Source organism: Ruegeria sp. AL11, from assembly GCF_056540865.1.
In genome coordinates, this window is record NZ_JBQFXO010000002.1 from 222,502 (window position 1) to 240,174 (window position 17,673).

Consider the following 17,673-nt stretch of genomic DNA (forward strand, 5'->3'; position numbering starts at 1 on the left):
TATGTCCCCGTGAAACGCTCCGGAGTGCCAGATCATGCCCGTTTTCCTCGACACCACATCACCCGAGTTTGAAGCCGCCTTTCAAACGCTGCTATCGGCCAAGCGTGAAGACAGCCCGGATGTGGATGCGGTGGTGGCCGGGATCATCGACGATGTCCGCAACCGTGGCGATGCGGCGGTGATCGAGCTGACCGCGAAATTCGACCGCCTGGAACTGACGCCCGAGACACTGGCGTTTTCGGCTGACGAGATTGCTGAGGCGGTCGCGCAAGTGACCGCGGAAGACCGTGCCGCGCTGGAACTGGCGGCAGAGCGCATCCGGGCTTATCACGAAAAGCAGATGCCCGAGGATCACCAGTCGACCGATGAGGTCGGCGCAACGCTGGGTTGGCGCTGGTCGGCTGTCTCGGCCGCGGGTCTTTACGTGCCGGGCGGTTTGGCCTCCTACCCCTCGTCCGTTCTGATGAACGCAATCCCGGCCAAGGTGGCAGGGGTTGAGCGGCTGGCCATCGTCGTGCCCACGCCGGACGGGCAGGCAAACCCGCTGGTCCTTCTGGCCGCGCAACTGTCCGGTGTGGATGAGATCTACCGTATCGGCGGTGCGCAAGCCGTCGCCGCGCTGGCCTATGGCACCGACACCATCGCTCCGGTCGACAAGATCACCGGTCCGGGCAATGCCTTTGTCGCCGCGGCCAAACGTCGGGTGTTCGGCAAGGTCGGAATCGACATGATCGCAGGCCCCTCGGAGATCCTCGTGATTGCCGACAAGGACAATGAGCCCGACTGGATCGCGTTGGATCTGCTCAGCCAGGCCGAACATGATGAAAGCGCGCAGTCGATCCTGATCACAGACGATGCCGGGTTCGGTCAGACCGTGGCGCAGGCCGTCGAAAAACGCCTTGAGACCCTGCAACGCCGCGCCATCGCCGGAGCCAGCTGGCGCGACTTTGGTGCGATCATCACCGTGCGCGATCTGAATGAGGCCGCCGCGCTGTCGAACCGCATCGCCCCGGAGCATTTGGAACTATGCGTGGCCGACCCGGTGAATTTGAGCGAAAAGACCATCCACGCAGGCGCGATTTTCCTTGGACAGTACACTCCGGAAGCCATCGGAGACTATGTCGGCGGCCCCAACCATGTGCTTCCCACGGCACGGTCGGCGCGGTTCTCATCCGGCCTCAGCGTGATGGATTTCCTCAAGCGCACAACCCTCAGCCAGATGACCCCCGAAGCGCTGCGCGCGATCGGCCCTGCGGCTGAGACATTGGCGCAGTCGGAAAGCCTCGAAGCGCATGGTTTGTCCGTCACCGCACGTCTGAACCGGCTGAACGGCTGATGGGACGCAAAGATCGCCAGCTTGTGGCGTTTCTGTGCGTTGCCCATTGAAATTCATTGTTATAGGTCTGAGCAGACGTGAAGGATGTGACTGTTAAAATGACCCGTATCTCGCATATCGAACTGGATGACCGGAACCTGCCCCCGCCGACCCCTGAGATCGAGCAGGAGCGCAAGGTCGCCATCTATGATCTGCTTGAGGAGAACAGCTTTGACCTGCCTCAGCGGGATGATCGCGCCATTCCCGACGGCCCCTATCACCTGCAGCTTTCGATCCGCGACAAACGACTGGTCTTTGATATCAGCACCGAAGACAGCCAGAAGGCAGCTGAATTCCACCTGTCCCTCGGGCCGTTCCGACAGGTGGTGAAGGACTATTTCCAGATCTGCCAAAGCTATTTCGACGCGGTCAAATCTCTGCCGCCCAGCCAGATCGAAACCATCGACATGGCCCGGCGCGGTATTCACAACGAAGGCAGCCGGGTTCTGCAGGAACGGCTGGAAGGCAAGGCCGACGTAGACACCGACACCGCCCGACGCCTGTTCACGCTGATCTGCGTGCTACATTTCGGAGGCTAACGGGTGACGCCTCTGCCGCAGTCCATTCTGTTCTGTTGCGACCACAACTCGGTTCGGTCTCCGATGGCCGAAGGCATCATGAAAAAGTTCTACGGCACCGGCACCTATGTGCAGTCCGCCGGCGTCCGCAACGATCTGGATATTGACGGCTTCTGCATCGCAGTCTGTCAGGAAATGGGCGTTGAGCTGTCCCGCCACCGCACCCGATCCTTTGACGAGATGCAGGAATGGGGTGACGATCTCAGCTCGTTCGATCTGATCGTCGCTTTGTCCCCGGCCAGTCAGCGCAAAGCGCTGGAGTTGACCCGGATTTTCCACCTCGATGTCGATTATTGGCCAATAATGGACCCTACCGGGATGGGCGAGACACGGGAATCAAAGCTACATCACTACCGACAGACCCGCGATCAGATCATCAAGCATCTGAAAGACCGCTGGGGCGAACCAACGGAGTGACCCATGAACCAGACCGTGAAGACCTATTTCAACGCCTTCAACGCCGGTGATGTCGATGGCATGCTGGCCTGTCTGTCCGATGACGTGGCCCATCATGTGAACGAAGGCCAGATCCGCGTCGGCAAAGAGAAATTCGCAGCTTTCTGCGCTCATATGAACCGCTGCTACAAAGAGAACCTGACCGATATCGTGGTGTTCGATGCCCAAGGTGGCACCCGCGCTGCGGCCGAGTTCATCGTCAACGGCACCTATCTGGAAACCGATGAGGGCCTGCCCGAGGCGCATGGACAGACCTACCGCCTGCCTGCAGGCTCGTTCTTTGACCTGCATGACGGCAAGATCACCCGCGTCACCACCTTCTATAACCTTGCAGACTGGACCAAACAGGTCTCGAATGGCTGAGGTTACATCCGTCCGCCCCCTGATCGGTGCAGCCCTCGAGGCCGCTCTGGACGACGTCGCGCGACTGCGGATCGAGGTGTTTCGGGCCTGGCCTTACCTCTATGATGGCGATCTGGAATACGAGCGCAGCTACCTGCAATCCTATCGCGACAGCGACAAGGCCATCGTTGTCGGCGCCTTCGACAATGACCACCTGATCGGAGCGTCGACGGGCGCGCCGTTGACCGACCACGCCGACGATTTTGCCGCCGCGTTTAAAAGTACAAGCCTGGACCTGTCACAGATTTTCTACTGTGCCGAATCCGTCCTTCTGTCCGACTACCGAGGTCAAGGCGTCGGTCACAAATTCTTCGATCAGCGCGAAGCCCACGCCCGCGCGCAGGGTTTCACCAAATGCGCCTTCTGCAGCGTCCAACGCCCGGCAGATCACCCAATGCGGCCCGAATCCTATCACCCACTTGATACGTTCTGGAGATCCCGCGGCTACGAACCATTACCCGGAGCCATCGCTCAATTCTCGTGGAAAGATGTCGGGGACGAGGGCGAGACACTCAAGCCATTGCAGTTTTGGATCCGGGATTTGTCAGCATGAGCCTTGCCGGCAGTCTCCGGTGCCATACCCAATCAACGCAGGCTTAAACTGCAGCCACGTTCTGAGAAAGTCCTGTAAGACCAGCGAGGCAAAGTTCTCAACCTTGACGCCTTCGACTGATTAGACCGTATTTCACGGCCCAGCCGCGGAGTGACCTGGTCTTGCGCTTTTTCGGGACCACGCTGTCTTTGCTCTGGGCGCCGCCTTTGCGATTGAACTCATAGACGTCAATGACACGTTCCGCGCAGCCGCAGGCCTCACCCATGCCGACCTTGGCGAAATAGAACTTCTCGAAGCTTTCAGGTTTTTGCATGGTGCCCTCCGGGTGCGATTAAACCACATGGGCCTTAGACCTCCAATTCACTTTGTCGTCGTTTTGTCCGACTGAAAGGTTGGGCCTGTACATGCCCAGCAATCGTCACTTAGTGTCCCGGCAAATCAGTATCGAAGGACAGATTCATGAGAGTCGCCACCTCCGCCTATGACCTCGATTGGCTCGACAGTTGGGCGCAATACGAGGACAAGCTGAACGCCTGGGTGGCGCAGGCCGCCGGGAACGGGGCCGAGTTGCTGGTCTTTCCCGAATACGGCGCAATGGAACTTTCGACACTGGACGGGGCCGACGTGGCGGTTGATCTGGAGCGGTCGATTCAGGCGGTCTCGGACCGGATAGAAGATGTGCAGAACCTGCACCAGCGCTTGGCGAAGGAATACAAGACGTACATCCTAGGGGCTTCGGCCCCAGTCGCAACAGGTGCAGGGCGTCCGGTGAACCGGGCGGAACTTTATGCGCCAGATGGCCGTCAGGACCATCAGGACAAGCAGATCATGACCCGGTTCGAGCGCGAACAATGGGACATCGCCCCCGGCGGCCCTCTTAAACTGTTCGACACGGCATTGGGCAAGATCGGCGTACTGATCTGCTATGACAGCGAATTCCCCCTGCTAGGCCGCGCCCTGAGCGATGCGGATCTGATCCTTGTCCCCTCCTGTACCGAAGCGTTAGCGGGGTATTGGCGCGTGCGCATCGGGGCGATGTCGCGTGCCTTGGAAAATCAATGCGTTACGGTCATGGCGTCCTTGGTGGGGAACAATGAATGGTCCGAGGCCGTGGATATGAACACCGGCACAGGCGGCATTTTTGGCCCGCCTGACAAGGGCTTTCCACAGACGGGCGTTCTGGCCGAAGGTGTGTTGAACCAACCGGGCTGGACCTATGCCGATATCGACCTGAGCGCCATCGCCGATGTCCGCGCCGACGGGCATGTCCTGAATCGAACCCACTGGGACGAGCAATCCCCCCGAGTCGAATCTGTCACATTCTCCGCGCTTTAATGATTCCGCCCTTGAAATAAGGGAAAAATAGGCTCATTTAAGCGCAGATCCTCGCAGATTCTGCGAGTGCAACGTAATGATGGAGACAACATGGCCAAGGAAGATACGCTCGAATTTCCCGGTGTCGTGAAGGAACTCCTGCCTAATGCGACGTTTCGGGTCGAGCTGGAAAACGGCCATGAGATCATCGCACATACGGCAGGCAAGATGCGCAAGAACCGCATCCGTGTTCTGGCCGGCGACAAAGTTCAGGTCGAGATGACCCCTTACGATCTGACCAAGGGTCGGATCAACTACCGCTTCAAGTAACGCCCTACCTCATGGCGTTTATCCTCGGATCGGGCAGCCCAAGGCGGCTGGACCTGCTGGCGCAGCTTGGCGTGCAGCCCGATTACGTGCGCCCTCCTGACATCGACGAAACGCCTTTGAAGGGCGAGCTTCCGGTTCCCTATTGTAGCCGTATTGCGCGCGAAAAAGCGCTGGCTGTTCAGGCGGATAGTGCAGATATTGTCTTGTGCGCGGACACCACGGTGGCGCTGGGGCGTCGCATTCTGGGCAAACCCGAAAACGCAGGAGAAGCGGCCGAGTTTCTGCACGCTCTGTCCGGGCGTCGGCATCGGGTCGTGACATCGGTCGCGGTGCGCTGCGGAGACCGGGTGTTGCAGCGAGACGTGGTCTCTCAGGTCAAGATGAAACGCTTGTCGGATCTCGAGGTGAACGCCTATCTTGCGACAGATGACTGGCAGGGCAAGGCGGGTGGTTATGCCATCCAAGGTCCGGCTGGGGCGTTCATTCCCTGGATTTCCGGATCGTTCACCGGCATCGTGGGCCTGCCCCTGTCCGAGACAGCCGCACTTTTGCAGGCAATCGGCTACCCATTGTACAGAGAGGCGCCATGAAAGGCCGCACAATCGTTCTGGATCATATCGATGGCCGCGAAGCAGCCGCGTTGATGGTCGACGGCAAGCTCGACGATTTTCTGATCGCCGGAGACGCGCCGCCGCCCGGCACGATCTACCGGGCCCGCGCAGATCGCCCGGTCAAAGGCCAAGGCGGCATGTTCCTCACCACACCGGACGGGCCCGCCTTTCTGCGTCAGGTCAAGGGCCTCGCACCCGGAGCGCTTCTGCTGGTGCAGGTGACAGGTTTTGCTGAACCGGGCAAAGCCGTTCCGGTCACCGATCGCGTTCTGTTTAAAAGCCGCTATGCGATTGTCACGCCCGAGGCTCCGGGCCTGAACATCTCGCGCAGCATCAAGGATGAGGATGAGCGCGACCGCCTGCTGGAAATCGCCCACGAGGTCATGGGTGACAGCGCCTATGGCCTGATTCTGCGGTCATGCTGCGTTGGTGCGGATGCAGATGACATCGCCGAAGACATCGGCGCCATGCTAACGCAGACCGAACAGGTCCTGAACGATCCGGGCACCGAGCCTGAAACCCTGGCCGAGGGCGACGGCCCTCATATTCTGGCATGGCGCGATTGGACCGAACCTGCGGATGTCGTAACCGAGGCCGGTGGCTTCGAACATTACGGCGTTCTAGACGCGCTGGACATTGCCCTAGGCATTGCAGAGCCTCTGCCGGGCGGAGGGCATCTATACATCGAACCCACCCGCGCGCTTATTGCGGTGGATGTAAACACCGGAGCCGACACTTCGCTCGCAGCCGGCACAAAGGCCAATTTCGCCTGCGCCAAGACCCTTCCACGCGCCCTTAGGGTTCGTGGTCTGGGCGGGCAAATCACTATCGACATGGCCCCGATGCCCAAGAAAGACCGTCGCGGTCTTGAACAGGCCCTACGCGCCGCGTTCAAGGCGGATGGGATCGAAACAACGCTCGCAGGCTGGACGCCGCTGGGCCATTTCGAGCTGCAACGCAAACGTGGGCGTATCCCTCTGAGCGAGGTGCTGGAATGACTTGCCCGATCTGTCAGGAAAAGACGGTTTCCAAATACCGCCCGTTCTGTTCCAAACGCTGTGCGGATCTGGATCTGGCGAAGTGGCTGAACGGATCCTACGCCGTGCCCTCGCAACGCGAAGAGGATATCGAAGACGCGATTTCAGAACCCGTAGACATCCCCCGCCGTCCACACTGAAAAAATGTCAAAAAGCCTCTGGACACTGCTTGGTGCAAGTCATAGAAGGCCTCCACCCAATGGCAATTGCCGTTCCCGTGCCCGGGTAGCTCAGGGGTAGAGCAGTGGATTGAAAATCCTCGTGTCGGTGGTTCGATTCCGCCCCCGGGCACCATTCCCAACAGGTAAGATACTGTTTTCTTTCAGCTTTAACCAGAGCTGACCAAGGGCGTAGTACATTCTGGAGAACAAAACCGTTCCCTTCTCATTTGTGAAAACTGGGGTCTTCTACTTCATAGGGCAGGTCCCAAAGGACCTCGATCACCACTATACCACCGGAAAAACATCGTTCTCGCTACGGACAAGATCAGCGGAGGTCGCAAAGTCCCGAGCGCAAAGAACTCCTCAGCAACTGGATGAACACTGGTATCACTTACGCGTCCAAGACGTAGACCTACTGGGTAAGCATATTCTGAGGATGACCGCGCTCCCTTGATGAGACGAGATTAGATCTAACCAGATCGACTAAACCCTCGAACCTATGACTTGTTGTATTCCAAATATTGGGGACGCTTACCCTCCGGGCCGGCGAAGGCCGCATTGTCCAGCCTTTTGCGGTCAGTATTTTCGGGGGTGACTTGCGACGAAATCCAGACCGATATCGAGGCAGGGTGCGCTGTGGGTGATCCAGCCCATGGAAATCAGATCGACCCCGGTTTCAGCCACGACGCGCACGGTGTCGGGTGTGATCCCGCCGGAGGCTTCGGCAATGGCTCTCCCATCAATCATACCCACTGCTTCGCGCAAGGTGGCCGGCGTCATGTTGTCGAGCAGCACAGCATCGGCACCGATTTCCAAAACCTGTTCCAACTGCGCGAGTGTATCGACCTCGATCTCGATCTTGATCATATGTCCGACCGTTTGTTTCGCGCTGGTCAGGGCCGGGCCGACGCCTCCGGCAATGGCGATGTGGTTGTCCTTGATGAGCACCGCGTCGCTTAGGGAATAGCGATGATTCATGCCTCCGCCAGCGCGCACGGCATATTTTTCCAGCGCGCGCAGACCCGGGGTTGTCTTGCGGGTACAGGCGATCGAGGCACGTGTACCTTCGACACGGCGCAACAGATCTGCGGTTACGCTGGCAATGCCCGAGAGATGACCCATGAAATTGAGCGCGGTCCGCTCAGCGATCAACAGGCTGCGGGACGGCCCTCGGAATGTTGCGATCGGCGTACCGCTCGCAACCGAGTCTCCGTCGTTCACATGGCGGGTCACCGTGATGGCCGGATCAACCAAGGCGCAGGCCAGCTCGGCACAGTCCAGACCGGCGATGCAACCGGGTTGACGGGCGCTCGCGACGACTTCGGATCGGTGATCTGGTGGAATGACGGCGGCAGAGGTGACATCGCCCGCCAAGCCAAGATCTTCATCCAGAGCGCGTCGGATCATCGGCTCAAACATCGTGCGCAGCAACGGGGTTAGGGGCATGGCGGTCATGGGTCAGGCTGTCCTCAGCTGGGGTTCTTGGTCGACCGAACCCGCATGCGACAGGATTTCGGTCAGGTTCATCAGGGTTGATCGCGGATTAGTCTCTGGCTCAGGGAAGTCGCTACGATAGTGCCCGCCGCAGGAGCCTCGGCGCTTTTCGGCGAAAACTGCGATTGCAAGCGCTACGAGGGCCGGGTCCGAGGCAGGCCCGCACGACCGAACCAGCGGCAAAAGGTTCGAGATCGCGTTCCGCATCCCGGCCCCATGCCGGATCACACCCAGATGCCCCGACATCATCGGCCGGACAGCGCCGGGATCGGGATCAGGCAACGCAGCGGGGTTGGGGACAATAGCCCGGTCTCGCATCTTGCTGGCCGCAACATCGCTGGCGGCGCGACGAGCCATTACAACAGCCTCAAGCAGAGAGCTACTGGCAAGGCGATTGGCCCCGTGCAAACCGGTCGCTGCACATTCACCGATGGCCCACAACCCGGGCAGCGTGCTCTGGCCGGTCTGGTCAACGGCAATGCCACCCATGTGGTAGTGCGCAGCCGAGCGTATCGGAATCGGGTCGTGCGCGGGGTCGATACCTTGGGCCGCGCACAAGGCCTGAATGCCAGGAAACCGTTCAGCAAAGCCCGCACCCAGCGCGGCACGAGCGTCAAGAAACGCGCGCCCTCCGCCTGCGATGACCTGATGCATAGCGCGGGCCACCACGTCCCGTGGGGCCAGTTCGGCATCCGGGATATGCGCCATAAACCGCTTACCAGTCTGGTCGATCAGAGTTGCCCCCTCACCCCGCACCGCCTCGCTGATCAGGGTCAAAGGTGCTTGGGCAGTCGCCAGCGCGGTCGGGTGAAATTGCACGAATTCCATATCGCGCAGCGCTGCGCATGCACGTGCGGCCATCGCCAAACCCTGCCCGAAATTGCCGGACGGGTTGGTGCTGGCGTCGAACAGACCCCCGCAGCCACCTGTCGCCATTATGACCTGAGCGGTCCGCAACACCGCCGCTTGACCCATCGCTTGAAGATGAACACCGGCAAGGCACCCGTCGGCGGTTACAAGACGCCGGGCTTCGACGCCCGTTAAGCAGGTGATCGAGGGGCAATGCCGCACTGCGCGGGTCAGAGCGGACATGATCTCGGCTCCGGTTCGGTCGCCGCCGATATGCAGAATACGGCGACGGGAATGCGCGGCCTCGCGCGCCAGGGCAAATGTGCCATCCTGCGCCCTGTCGAAGCGAACGCCATAGCGCTCAAGCACCGCGATCGCCTCGGCGGCCTCTGACAGGATGCCTGAGGCGACAGTTGCATCACACAGCCCATCTCCGGCCCGCAGCGTATCGGCCAGGTGCTGGGCAGGATCGTCATCAGCGCCCAGCGCGGCAGCAATCCCCCCTTGCGCCCAAGCGCTTGAGCATTCCTGCCCCAGCCCGGCGTGGGAAATCAGCACCACAGGCTGCGGTGCCAGTTCCAGTGCGGCCACCAGCCCAGCGATTCCGCCACCGATGATGGCGATCCGGTCGTGGAGCCCCTCAAGCCGGATCATTTCACGGCCAGCATCCGCTCGACCGAACGGCGCGCATCGTCGGCGACGGCCGGATCGACGGTGACTTCGTGGCGACCCAATTCCAGAGCTTCGCGGATATTGGCCAAACTAATGCGCTTCATATGCGGGCACAGATTGCACGGGCGCACGAATTCCACATCTGGGTGGTTCAGTGCTACGTTGTCGCTCATGGAGCATTCGGTCAGAAGACAGACCCTTGCCGGTTTCTTGTCGCCGACAAAATCCGACATCACGGCGGTAGAGCCTGAGAAATCCGCCTCGGCCACGACCTCGGGCGGACATTCCGGGTGGGCCAGCACCGTGACACCCGGCCATGCCTCGCGCATCGCCCGAATGTCGTCTGGGGTGAACAGCTCATGCACCTCGCAATGCCCGTGCCAGGCGATCAGTTCGACATCGGTCTCTTTGGCGACGTTCTTGGCAAGGTACTCATCCGGTATCATCAAAACGCGCGGTACCCCGAGGGATTCCACCACTTTCACCGCGTTACCCGAGGTGCAGCAGATATCTGAGGCGGCCTTCACCGCGGCCGATGTGTTGACATAGGTGATCACCGGCACACCCGGATGCGCTTCGCGCAACAGCGCGATATCTTCGGGCGTGATGGAATCTGCCAGCGAACATCCCGCCCCCATATCCGGGATCAGCACGGTTTTTTCAGGGTTCAGCAGCTTGGCGGTTTCGGCCATGAAATGCACGCCCGCCAGCACGATGACATCGGCGTCGACCTCAACGGCTTCGCGCGCCAGGGCGAGGCTGTCACCTACGATATCGGCCACACCGTGGAAGATCTCGGGCGTTTGGTAATTGTGCGCAAGGATGACGGCATTCTTCTGCCGCTTCAGGTCGAGGATGGCTTCCAGATCCTCTTCGTACTGCATCCATTCGGCTGGCGGAATGATTTGCTTAACCCGATCGTACAACTCTGGCAGGCGGAAATCTTTCATTGGCTCCTCCATTTATACTCGATTCGAGTACATTCGAGCCGTGATTATTCTCGATTCGAGATTATGTCAAGCGCAACTCAGGATTTGGACAGAGGCAGCCTTGCGCCCGACAGCATGCGGGCCTCAAGAATGGCGGGTCGGTACCGGAACAATCGCGCTGGGCGGCCGCCGGTGCCGCTCGAGATTTCGCCCGTTTCTTCAACCAGTTCCTGCTGGTCGATCTGGCGGCGGAAATTGGGTTTGTGCAAGTGCAGACCCGACAGCGCCTCGACCGTGCGCTGCAATTGAAGCAGGGTAAAGCTTTCGGGCATCAGCTCGAACACGACCGGAGAATATTTGATCTTGGCCCTCAACCGCGAAATGCCAGTGGCAAGGATGCGGCGGTTGTCGCCCGCCATGGGCAGGCCAAACTCGGGCACATCGACCAGACCGGCCTCATACATCAGCTCATAGCGCTGCAGAACCAGTTCCTCGTTCCACGTCTTTCCGTTCAGACCGAACAGATAGTCGATACGCTGTGACTTGAGCGGATCTGCCCCTGCCCAAGCCGTCAGGCGATCAGCGATACGCGGCACTTCCTCGGGGATGCTGTCGCGATGGTCTTCCCAGGGGAAGTACCGGTACCAGCTGCGCCAGGACGGGCGCCCTGCTCCGGCTGCATCCTGTTCGCGCACCAGCCCTAGATAGCTGATCGAAATCCGCTGCGAGGTTTCTACATCCCCAGACCGAGGATCGCGATCCCTGTCCGCAAAGGTATAGAGTTGCTCAAGATAACCCACGGGATGGCCGGTCTGCGCCTCGATCCAAGCGCGCAAACTGCTCTGCAGGCTGCGATGAGAAGACTCGAACGGCCCCGATGGCAGCGCCTCACCCCCCTGCAAGGTCATAACACGCGGCTGGTTGTCGGTCACGGCGACAAGGATTGCGATCAGTTCGGCAGGGGCTAGTCCGCTGGGCAAGAAGGTACCTGTGTATTGCGCAATGCCAGTCGTTGACATCGTGTTTGATTTCTAACCCAGATTTCAAACCTTTGCTTGAGGAAAATGCCATGGCGCCAACACCGACCTCAAAATGGGGTTTTCGCCGATGATTGAAGGTATTTCCGGCAATTGCAGTGGCGACCCCGGCAGGATTCGAACCTGCAACCTGCCCCTTAGGAGGGGGCTGCTCTATCCAGTTGAGCCACGGGGCCATTTAATAAAAACAAAGGGTTAAGTCAAACCCTGCCAATTGCGATTAAGTATCGCTTAGGAAACCACCTTTGCTCTACTGAATAGTAGAATGTTCTCTTGATTCCAAGGTTTTGCGAGCAAGGAAACGCAAATTAGCGCCAAGCGGCAAAAAATGAACATACTACCCTTTGAATATACGACGCCCGGTACAAAACGGGCAGTAGCCAAGTTTTCGGGTCGGCTTAGTCAAGTTATTTGGCGAATTCACCCACTAGTGCCGAGGGTCTTCAGAACAAACTCACCAACGCTTTGTAGACGAACCACTTTTTGATTTCATTTGGAGTAACCTTTCCGTTCTTTTTCGGGTGCCACAACCTGGCGATTTCGGGATGGGACAGCGCCAAGGGGGGATTTGGCATTGCCAACTTGTTTGCACGGAGCAGAGGTTGGTCTGGTTTGCGTCAGTCAGGCGGTCATTTCGAGAGTGTAACCTTCCCAGAGGTCGAAGGCATCGGTTCTGGCATGACGGTATGATGCGGTGGAGAGTTGATAGCGGCGGGGTCGGAAGACGGTGTTGATCTGGCCGTGAGCGGCGAGGAACCTTTGGGCCTGACGCGGGGACTTGAACCGACCCATCAGTTTCTCATGCTTTCGAGTTGGCCTGTGTGATCCTTCGATCCGGTTGTTCAACCCTTTGTGTGCTCGGTGATCCGCACCCGGCGCAAGATCGCGGATCGGCTTGAAATAGCTTCGCAATTTGTCCGTGATCACAGCGCGAGGTTCGCCAAATTGCGAAATCAACCGTTTCAGGAAGCGCCGGGCTGCCTTAGCATTCCGCCGTGGTTGGACGAGGATATCAAGAGTATCTCCCTTCGCATCCACGGCCCGCCAGAGCCAGCATTTCCGACCATTGATTGGGATGACCACTTCGTCCAAATGCCATTTATCGGCCGCGGAAGGCCGGTCTCGCCTGATGCAGTTTGCGAAATGGTCACCAAAGCGATTGACCCATTTCCTGATCGTTTCCCGACTGACCATTACACCGCGCTCCGCGAGCAGATCTTCAACATCAGCCGTGCTGAGAGCAAAGCGATGGTAAGCCCAGACGGCATAGGCGATGATCTCACGAGGAAAGCGAAAGCCTTTAAGGCGTGGCATTTGGGGCAGTATGTTCATGCATGAGCGGTAACCCGTTCACAACGCCCAAACAAGTTGGCAATGCCTTACAATATCATGACAGTTTTGGGCGCGATTGTGATACAATGATCAATATGCTGCCCTCTTTGTTAACTTAACCTGTGTTCCGTGGGCTTGGCTAAGGCCCTGGTGTCATCGGCAGTGCAATCAGGTCGCAGTTGGGTTTCGTCTTTTTGGGCCGATGGTGACAACTCAGAGAAAATAGACAACACTCGCCAGGCGATCGCAGAATGTCGTGTCGGGCAGGTAGAGTGAACAAAATGACGCTAAAGGCGCTTCCCAAGCTTGTGGTTCAGGTACCCTGTCTGAACGAAGAAGAGACCTTACCGGCCGTCATTCGCGACATCCCACGCGAAATCTCCAGCGTGGGGGTGGTCGAGCTTCAGGTCATTGATGACGGATCAACGGATCGCACCAGTGAGATCGCAAAAGAACTTGGTGTTGAGCATGTTGTTCGCAACCGCGGCAACAAAGGGCTTGCCCGTTCGTTCCAGATCGGAATCGACAACGCATTGGCTCAGGGGGCCGATATCATCGTCAATACGGACGGTGACAACCAATATTCTGGCGCGTCCATCCCTGATCTGATTGCACCCATTCTGGCCGGCAAAGCCGACGTTGTTGTCGGGGATCGAAAGCCCGGCCAAAACCAGTCATTCTCGCCCGTCAAACGGATATTGCAGCGGGTTGGCAGCCGCGTTGTGTCGGGCTTTGCGGGGCTTGAGGTCAATGACGCGGTCTCTGGATTTCGCGCCTATTCGCGCTATGCGGCGCTGCATATCAACGTCATGACCAAATTCAGCTATACAACCGAAACACTGATCCATGCCGGGCAAACCGGCCTGAGCGTTGTGACGGTCCCGGTTGAGGTCAATCAAGTTGAACGCCCATCGCGTCTGTTCAAATCCATGCGGTCCTTCATCTCGCGCCAGATGGGGACCATCTTGCGCAGTTACGTGATGTACCGCCCGCTAAAAGCCTTTGCCACAATCGGGCTGGTGCTGCTGCTGATCGGGATCATACCGATCGCGCGGTTCGTCTTTTTCTATCTGATGGGGGATGGCGACGGAAAAGTTCAGTCGCTTGTCCTGGGCGGTGCCTTTGTGGTGATGGGGTACTTCACGATCATTATTGCGATCCTGTCGGAAACGATTGCCACAAACCGGCGCCTGCTCGAAGCGACGTTGCGCCGGGTTCGGGAGTTGGAGCAAAGGGCGGAGCATGCAGATCGTGCATAACGCTTCGCAAACGGGATTTGTGGCATTCTGGACAAGCAGACCGTTTGCGATAGTCGCCCTTGTTGGCTCAGCCTACCTTGCGGTTTTGTGCTGGTTTGCACCGGGTCTGTACCCTGATCCGTTTTTCGGGGGCGCTATCTACGATGGCTATTATCACGCCATCCTGAACGGGCATTTTGATTTACCGCCCCGACTCTTGCGGTTCGAAGGACATTATACACCTGACGCTCAAGGTTATCTTTATCACGGGGCAGGGCCGTTGCTTCTGCGCTTTTTGTTCGGTTGGGCTTGGCCGTTCGAGTCGATCCCGATGGCCGGGTTTTCGATCTGGTTCTGGACCGCACTTGGAACACTGGGTTATCAGGTGGCGCTGAAAGATCTGATTGCTCAAACCGCGACACCGGTACAAAGGAATGCGCAGGGTTGGGCAGTCTTTTTTGCAGCGGCTTTGTGGGTTTGCGGACCTGCGACCCTGCTTGTGGTCAATCAATCGCTCTATCACGAACCTATCGCGCTGGCATATGGCGCGGCGGGTGCCTTTGTGGCGGTTTGGGTGCGCTTTAGTAAGGACAAGCTGCATCCTCTGCTGGCGTTTTCGGTATTGGCTTTGTGTGCAGCTATCACGGTGCATGCCCGCCCTAACCTGGCAATTGGACTGTATGTGGCTCTGATCGCCCTGTGCGGTTGGAGCGTGATTAAACACGGTGTGCGAATGCTGCTGCCCGCGTTGGTTGCCGGAGCAATCCTGGCTGCGGGCGGTTTGCTTTATCTGGGTCTGAACACCCTGAGGTTCGGCGGCGCTGCCGAAGTCCATGGATCGTTCGAGGCAAGCGAGACCCAATACGGGACGGTCTTCTGGGGGATAGAGCCTCAAGAGTCCCCCCGCGCGCAGGCCTTTACCGAACATGGCCGATTTAATGTTCAGCGTATTCCACCGAATGCAGGATTGTATGCGTTTGACCTGCCTGCTCTGGAACTGACGCACCGCCCATCGATGGCGATTTACAACCTCTTTCAGAAGGCGACCCAAGATAGGCTCGGATATATAAGGGTCGAAGGTCCGCGTTACGGGCTTCTATGGCTCTGGCCGATTTGGTTGAGTTTCGCCGTTGTCGGCTTGGTGCAACTAAGGCGCGCAGAACATCTGGTATTGGCTGCCGGTTTGTTGGTTGGCGTTTTGGTCACGCTCTCTTATGGGACGATCACGCTGAGATACCGTTTTGATCTGTGGCCACTGGTAGCATTCCTAAGTTTTCTTGGGATATCTCGCGTTTTGCCGGGTTTTTCGAACCGTCATCAGCCTGGCATCTTCAAACGACTGGTCTTTGCAGCGGCGTTGATGGGAACGACGGTAACGGCGATGGCGGCGTTTCCGTACACCGCCCTGTTCCGCGAGATCGAAGGTAGTTTCTTCGCGCCATGGAGCAACGGCTACTGCACCAACCTGGCCGAAGGCGCAGGGTTGCCGTCCAACCAGATGTCCGTGATCTGCCGAGCACCGACTGAGTTGAAGGGATAAGATCGGGATGCGTTTGCTAAAGTCTATCTATGTCAGCCTGTTTCGCTTCTTGGCGGCGCTTGCCCAGGTAACCGGGCTTGCTGGATTTCTAGAGCGGCGGTGTGACAAAGGGCGCGGATGGCATTGGATGTCCAGCCTGTTCGCAATCTACGATATTGATGCGATGGTCGGGCTCGACGTGCCATGGTGGACCTACGACGCCATAGAGCAAGTGGATTCATTCTTGGCTTCACGCCCGGCGCGCGTGTTCGAATATGGATCGGGTGCCAGCACAGTTTGGCTGGCACGCCGCGCGTCATATGTTACCAGCGTCGAACATGACGCGCCTTGGTACAAGAATGTGACAGCCAAGATTCCGATGATCGAGGGCTTGTGTCCTACCGAGGTCAAACTGTTTGAGGCAAGTAGTGATGCGCCCGCTGACGCTCTGTATCATTCAGAAAAAGCCGATGGTTCTCTAGTACATTTTATGGCCTATGCCAGTGCAATAGATGAGGAAGAGGGTCTGTTTGATCTGATCGTCGTGGATGGTCGCGCGCGTCCAGCCTGCTTGAAACATGCAATCCCCAAGCTGGCACCGGATGGGATTATCGTGTTCGACAATTCTCATCGCGCGCGCTACCGCCAATCGATCAACGATTGCGGGTTGTCCGAAACCAGGTTGCGCGGGCTGGTTCCGACCTTGCCTTATCCAGATCAGACCTCGCTCCTGCGCGCCGAACCGGCGGGATAGGCCGATGCCAGTGGCGCATCTGCTCAAGGATGAGTTGCTACGTCGAAGACTGGCGCGCAGGTTTGGCCTGCTGGTTCTGGCGCTGTCCGTCATTTTCATTGGACGCGAGATTTCACGCAATTGGGACGCGCTGATCAGTTTCGATCCACCCGATGGGTTCTTTATACGCTGCGCAGTGATGGTTGCCCTCTATTCAGCTTTGCTATTTGTGCTGGCCGAGATGTGGCACCGCATCGTGCAACTATTCGGACCCGAGCCGCGTCGTCGAACATATCGGTCATTCACCCTGTCTCAAATCGCGCGATACGTGCCCGGCAATGTTGTCCACCTTTTGGGACGGGCTGTTTTGCTGCGCGGCGGGGCACTGAGCGACAAGCAGTTGGCCATGGCGACCTTTGCCGAACTAATTTGCTTACCCGTCGCCGCTTTGGTGATCTTGGTAACTGGTGTTTGGTTCGTGCCTTTTGACATATTGCCGTTCGAAGCTGTTGGCCCTGTCTGGCCTATGCTTACGATTTCAATCGCTGTTCTGCTGACCCTGGTACTGGGTTTTTTTGCCTTCAAGCAGAGCCTCACACTTTCTGCTTTGCTCTTGATTGCGCTTCTTGCGATCGCATTTCTTCTTGGCATGAGCTCCGTCGCCGCCTGGGTCCTGAGCGAAATCGACGATGTACCCATTGGCGTTGTGGCCCTCGCCGGTGTTGTTTCTTGGTTGATAGGGTACGCAACGCCTGGTGCGCCAGGCGGTTTAGGCCCTCGCGAAGCCGCGTTCATCGCAATTTTAATTGGCGTTACGACACCCGGTTCAGCCCTGATCGCTGCGGCTGTTTTTCGACTGATTACTGTTGCCGGCGACGTCATCTGCTTTGCGATAGGGATTGCCCTTTTTAGGCGTTAGCGCGGGTATGCGGACAACCAGTGTCGAATTTCTCTCCGTTTTACCTATCGAAGGCAGGAAGAGGTAAGTTGGAAACCTGGACACCTCTATCAACGGCATTGCCAACTTGTTTGCACGGGGCAGAGGTTGGTCTG

Annotated in this window: 21 protein-coding genes and 2 tRNA genes; 16 read left to right on the forward strand and 7 right to left on the reverse strand. The window is 58.2% G+C overall.

Annotation, left to right across the window (positions count from 1 at the left end; translation table 11 throughout):
• Positions 1-34: 34 nt before the first annotated feature.
• From hisD to ACR0IP_RS04810, 5 genes are all read left to right on the forward strand, one after another.
• Positions 35-1,336, forward strand: a complete 1,302-nt coding sequence (gene hisD, locus ACR0IP_RS04790; protein ID WP_480524126.1) for a histidinol dehydrogenase — start codon at positions 35-37, stop codon at positions 1,334-1,336.
• 98 nt (positions 1,337-1,434) lie between these two features.
• Entirely contained in the window at positions 1,435-1,914 is a 480-nt protein-coding gene (locus tag ACR0IP_RS04795; protein WP_170379879.1) for a UPF0262 family protein, read from the forward strand.
• A gap of 3 nt (positions 1,915-1,917) precedes the next feature.
• Complete coding sequence (locus ACR0IP_RS04800; RefSeq protein WP_170462968.1) at positions 1,918-2,370, forward strand: arsenate-mycothiol transferase ArsC; 453 nt, start codon at positions 1,918-1,920, stop codon at positions 2,368-2,370.
• Positions 2,371-2,373: 3 nt separating this feature from the next.
• Positions 2,374-2,772 carry a ketosteroid isomerase-related protein gene (locus ACR0IP_RS04805; protein ID WP_480524127.1) on the forward strand — a complete coding sequence of 133 codons (399 nt, stop codon included), beginning with the start codon at positions 2,374-2,376 and terminating at the stop codon, positions 2,770-2,772.
• Positions 2,765-3,364, forward strand: coding sequence for a GNAT family N-acetyltransferase (locus ACR0IP_RS04810; protein WP_170643485.1), 600 nt, complete (start codon positions 2,765-2,767; stop codon positions 3,362-3,364). Before ACR0IP_RS04805 ends, ACR0IP_RS04810 begins: the two co-directional genes overlap by 8 nt.
• A gap of 97 nt (positions 3,365-3,461) precedes the next feature.
• Here ACR0IP_RS04810 and ACR0IP_RS04815 read toward each other — a convergent pair whose 3' ends face one another.
• A complete protein-coding gene (locus tag ACR0IP_RS04815) occupies positions 3,462-3,677 on the reverse strand; it encodes a hypothetical protein (RefSeq protein WP_170462965.1) in 216 nt (71 codons plus the stop codon).
• 146 nt (positions 3,678-3,823) lie between these two features.
• On the opposite strand from ACR0IP_RS04815, the gene ACR0IP_RS04820 reads away from it, so the two are divergent.
• The 7 genes from ACR0IP_RS04820 to ACR0IP_RS04850 all read left to right on the forward strand — a co-directional run bounded on the left by ACR0IP_RS04820 (position 3,824) and on the right by ACR0IP_RS04850 (position 7,271).
• On the forward strand, positions 3,824-4,699 hold the full coding sequence (locus tag ACR0IP_RS04820) for a carbon-nitrogen hydrolase family protein (RefSeq protein WP_170689441.1): 876 nt from the start codon (positions 3,824-3,826) through the stop codon (positions 4,697-4,699).
• A 90-nt stretch (positions 4,700-4,789) separates the two neighbouring features.
• Entirely contained in the window at positions 4,790-5,008 is a 219-nt protein-coding gene (gene infA / locus ACR0IP_RS04825; protein WP_005978431.1) for a translation initiation factor IF-1, read from the forward strand.
• Positions 5,009-5,019: 11 nt separating this feature from the next.
• Positions 5,020-5,598, forward strand: coding sequence for a Maf family protein (locus ACR0IP_RS04830; RefSeq protein ID WP_170660876.1), 579 nt, complete (start codon positions 5,020-5,022; stop codon positions 5,596-5,598).
• Positions 5,595-6,617 carry a ribonuclease E/G gene (locus ACR0IP_RS04835; RefSeq protein ID WP_480524130.1) on the forward strand — a complete coding sequence of 341 codons (1,023 nt, stop codon included), beginning with the start codon at positions 5,595-5,597 and terminating at the stop codon, positions 6,615-6,617. Before ACR0IP_RS04830 ends, ACR0IP_RS04835 begins: the two co-directional genes overlap by 4 nt.
• Positions 6,614-6,796 carry a DNA gyrase inhibitor YacG gene (locus ACR0IP_RS04840; RefSeq protein ID WP_480524132.1) on the forward strand — a complete coding sequence of 61 codons (183 nt, stop codon included), beginning with the start codon at positions 6,614-6,616 and terminating at the stop codon, positions 6,794-6,796. Before ACR0IP_RS04835 ends, ACR0IP_RS04840 begins: the two co-directional genes overlap by 4 nt.
• Before the next feature lie 79 nt (positions 6,797-6,875).
• Positions 6,876-6,950: transfer RNA gene (locus tag ACR0IP_RS04845), tRNA-Phe, on the forward strand.
• Between the two features lie 96 nt (positions 6,951-7,046).
• Positions 7,047-7,271: a DUF6538 domain-containing protein gene (locus ACR0IP_RS04850; protein WP_480524134.1), complete on the forward strand. Its 225-nt coding sequence runs from the start codon at positions 7,047-7,049 to the stop codon at positions 7,269-7,271.
• 122 nt (positions 7,272-7,393) lie between these two features.
• Here the strand turns inward: ACR0IP_RS04850 and nadC are convergent, their stop codons facing one another.
• The 6 genes from nadC to ACR0IP_RS04880 form a co-directional block, all read right to left on the reverse strand.
• A complete protein-coding gene (nadC, locus tag ACR0IP_RS04855) occupies positions 7,394-8,272 on the reverse strand; it encodes a carboxylating nicotinate-nucleotide diphosphorylase (RefSeq protein WP_480524136.1) in 879 nt (292 codons plus the stop codon).
• Positions 8,273-8,275: 3 nt separating this feature from the next.
• Positions 8,276-9,814 carry an L-aspartate oxidase gene (locus tag ACR0IP_RS04860; protein WP_480524137.1) on the reverse strand — a complete coding sequence of 513 codons (1,539 nt, stop codon included), beginning with the start codon at positions 9,812-9,814 and terminating at the stop codon, positions 8,276-8,278.
• The gene (nadA, locus tag ACR0IP_RS04865; RefSeq protein ID WP_480524138.1) at positions 9,811-10,782 is read right to left on the reverse strand and encodes a quinolinate synthase NadA; all 972 of its coding nucleotides are present in this window, start codon (positions 10,780-10,782) and stop codon (positions 9,811-9,813) included. Before nadA ends, ACR0IP_RS04860 begins: the two co-directional genes overlap by 4 nt.
• A 77-nt stretch (positions 10,783-10,859) precedes the next feature.
• Complete coding sequence (locus ACR0IP_RS04870; protein ID WP_480524139.1) at positions 10,860-11,741, reverse strand: NUDIX hydrolase; 882 nt, start codon at positions 11,739-11,741, stop codon at positions 10,860-10,862.
• 156 nt (positions 11,742-11,897) lie between these two features.
• Positions 11,898-11,974: transfer RNA gene (locus ACR0IP_RS04875), tRNA-Arg, on the reverse strand.
• A gap of 445 nt (positions 11,975-12,419) precedes the next feature.
• Positions 12,420-13,130, reverse strand: a complete 711-nt coding sequence (locus ACR0IP_RS04880) for an IS6 family transposase (protein ID WP_170781556.1) — start codon at positions 13,128-13,130, stop codon at positions 12,420-12,422.
• A 281-nt stretch (positions 13,131-13,411) separates the two neighbouring features.
• Here ACR0IP_RS04880 and ACR0IP_RS04885 point away from each other — a divergent pair, with 281 nt between their 5' ends.
• The 4 genes from ACR0IP_RS04885 to ACR0IP_RS04900 are packed head-to-tail and all read left to right on the forward strand — an operon-like array spanning position 13,412 to position 17,539.
• On the forward strand, positions 13,412-14,389 hold the full coding sequence (locus ACR0IP_RS04885) for a glycosyltransferase family 2 protein (RefSeq protein ID WP_170380126.1): 978 nt from the start codon (positions 13,412-13,414) through the stop codon (positions 14,387-14,389).
• Complete coding sequence (locus ACR0IP_RS04890; protein ID WP_480524140.1) at positions 14,373-15,908, forward strand: hypothetical protein; 1,536 nt, start codon at positions 14,373-14,375, stop codon at positions 15,906-15,908. Before ACR0IP_RS04885 ends, ACR0IP_RS04890 begins: the two co-directional genes overlap by 17 nt.
• A 7-nt stretch (positions 15,909-15,915) precedes the next feature.
• Positions 15,916-16,641 carry a class I SAM-dependent methyltransferase gene (locus ACR0IP_RS04895; protein WP_170693453.1) on the forward strand — a complete coding sequence of 242 codons (726 nt, stop codon included), beginning with the start codon at positions 15,916-15,918 and terminating at the stop codon, positions 16,639-16,641.
• 4 nt (positions 16,642-16,645) lie between these two features.
• Positions 16,646-17,539, forward strand: coding sequence for a hypothetical protein (locus ACR0IP_RS04900; protein ID WP_480524142.1), 894 nt, complete (start codon positions 16,646-16,648; stop codon positions 17,537-17,539).
• The last annotated feature ends 134 nt before the right edge of the window (positions 17,540-17,673 follow it).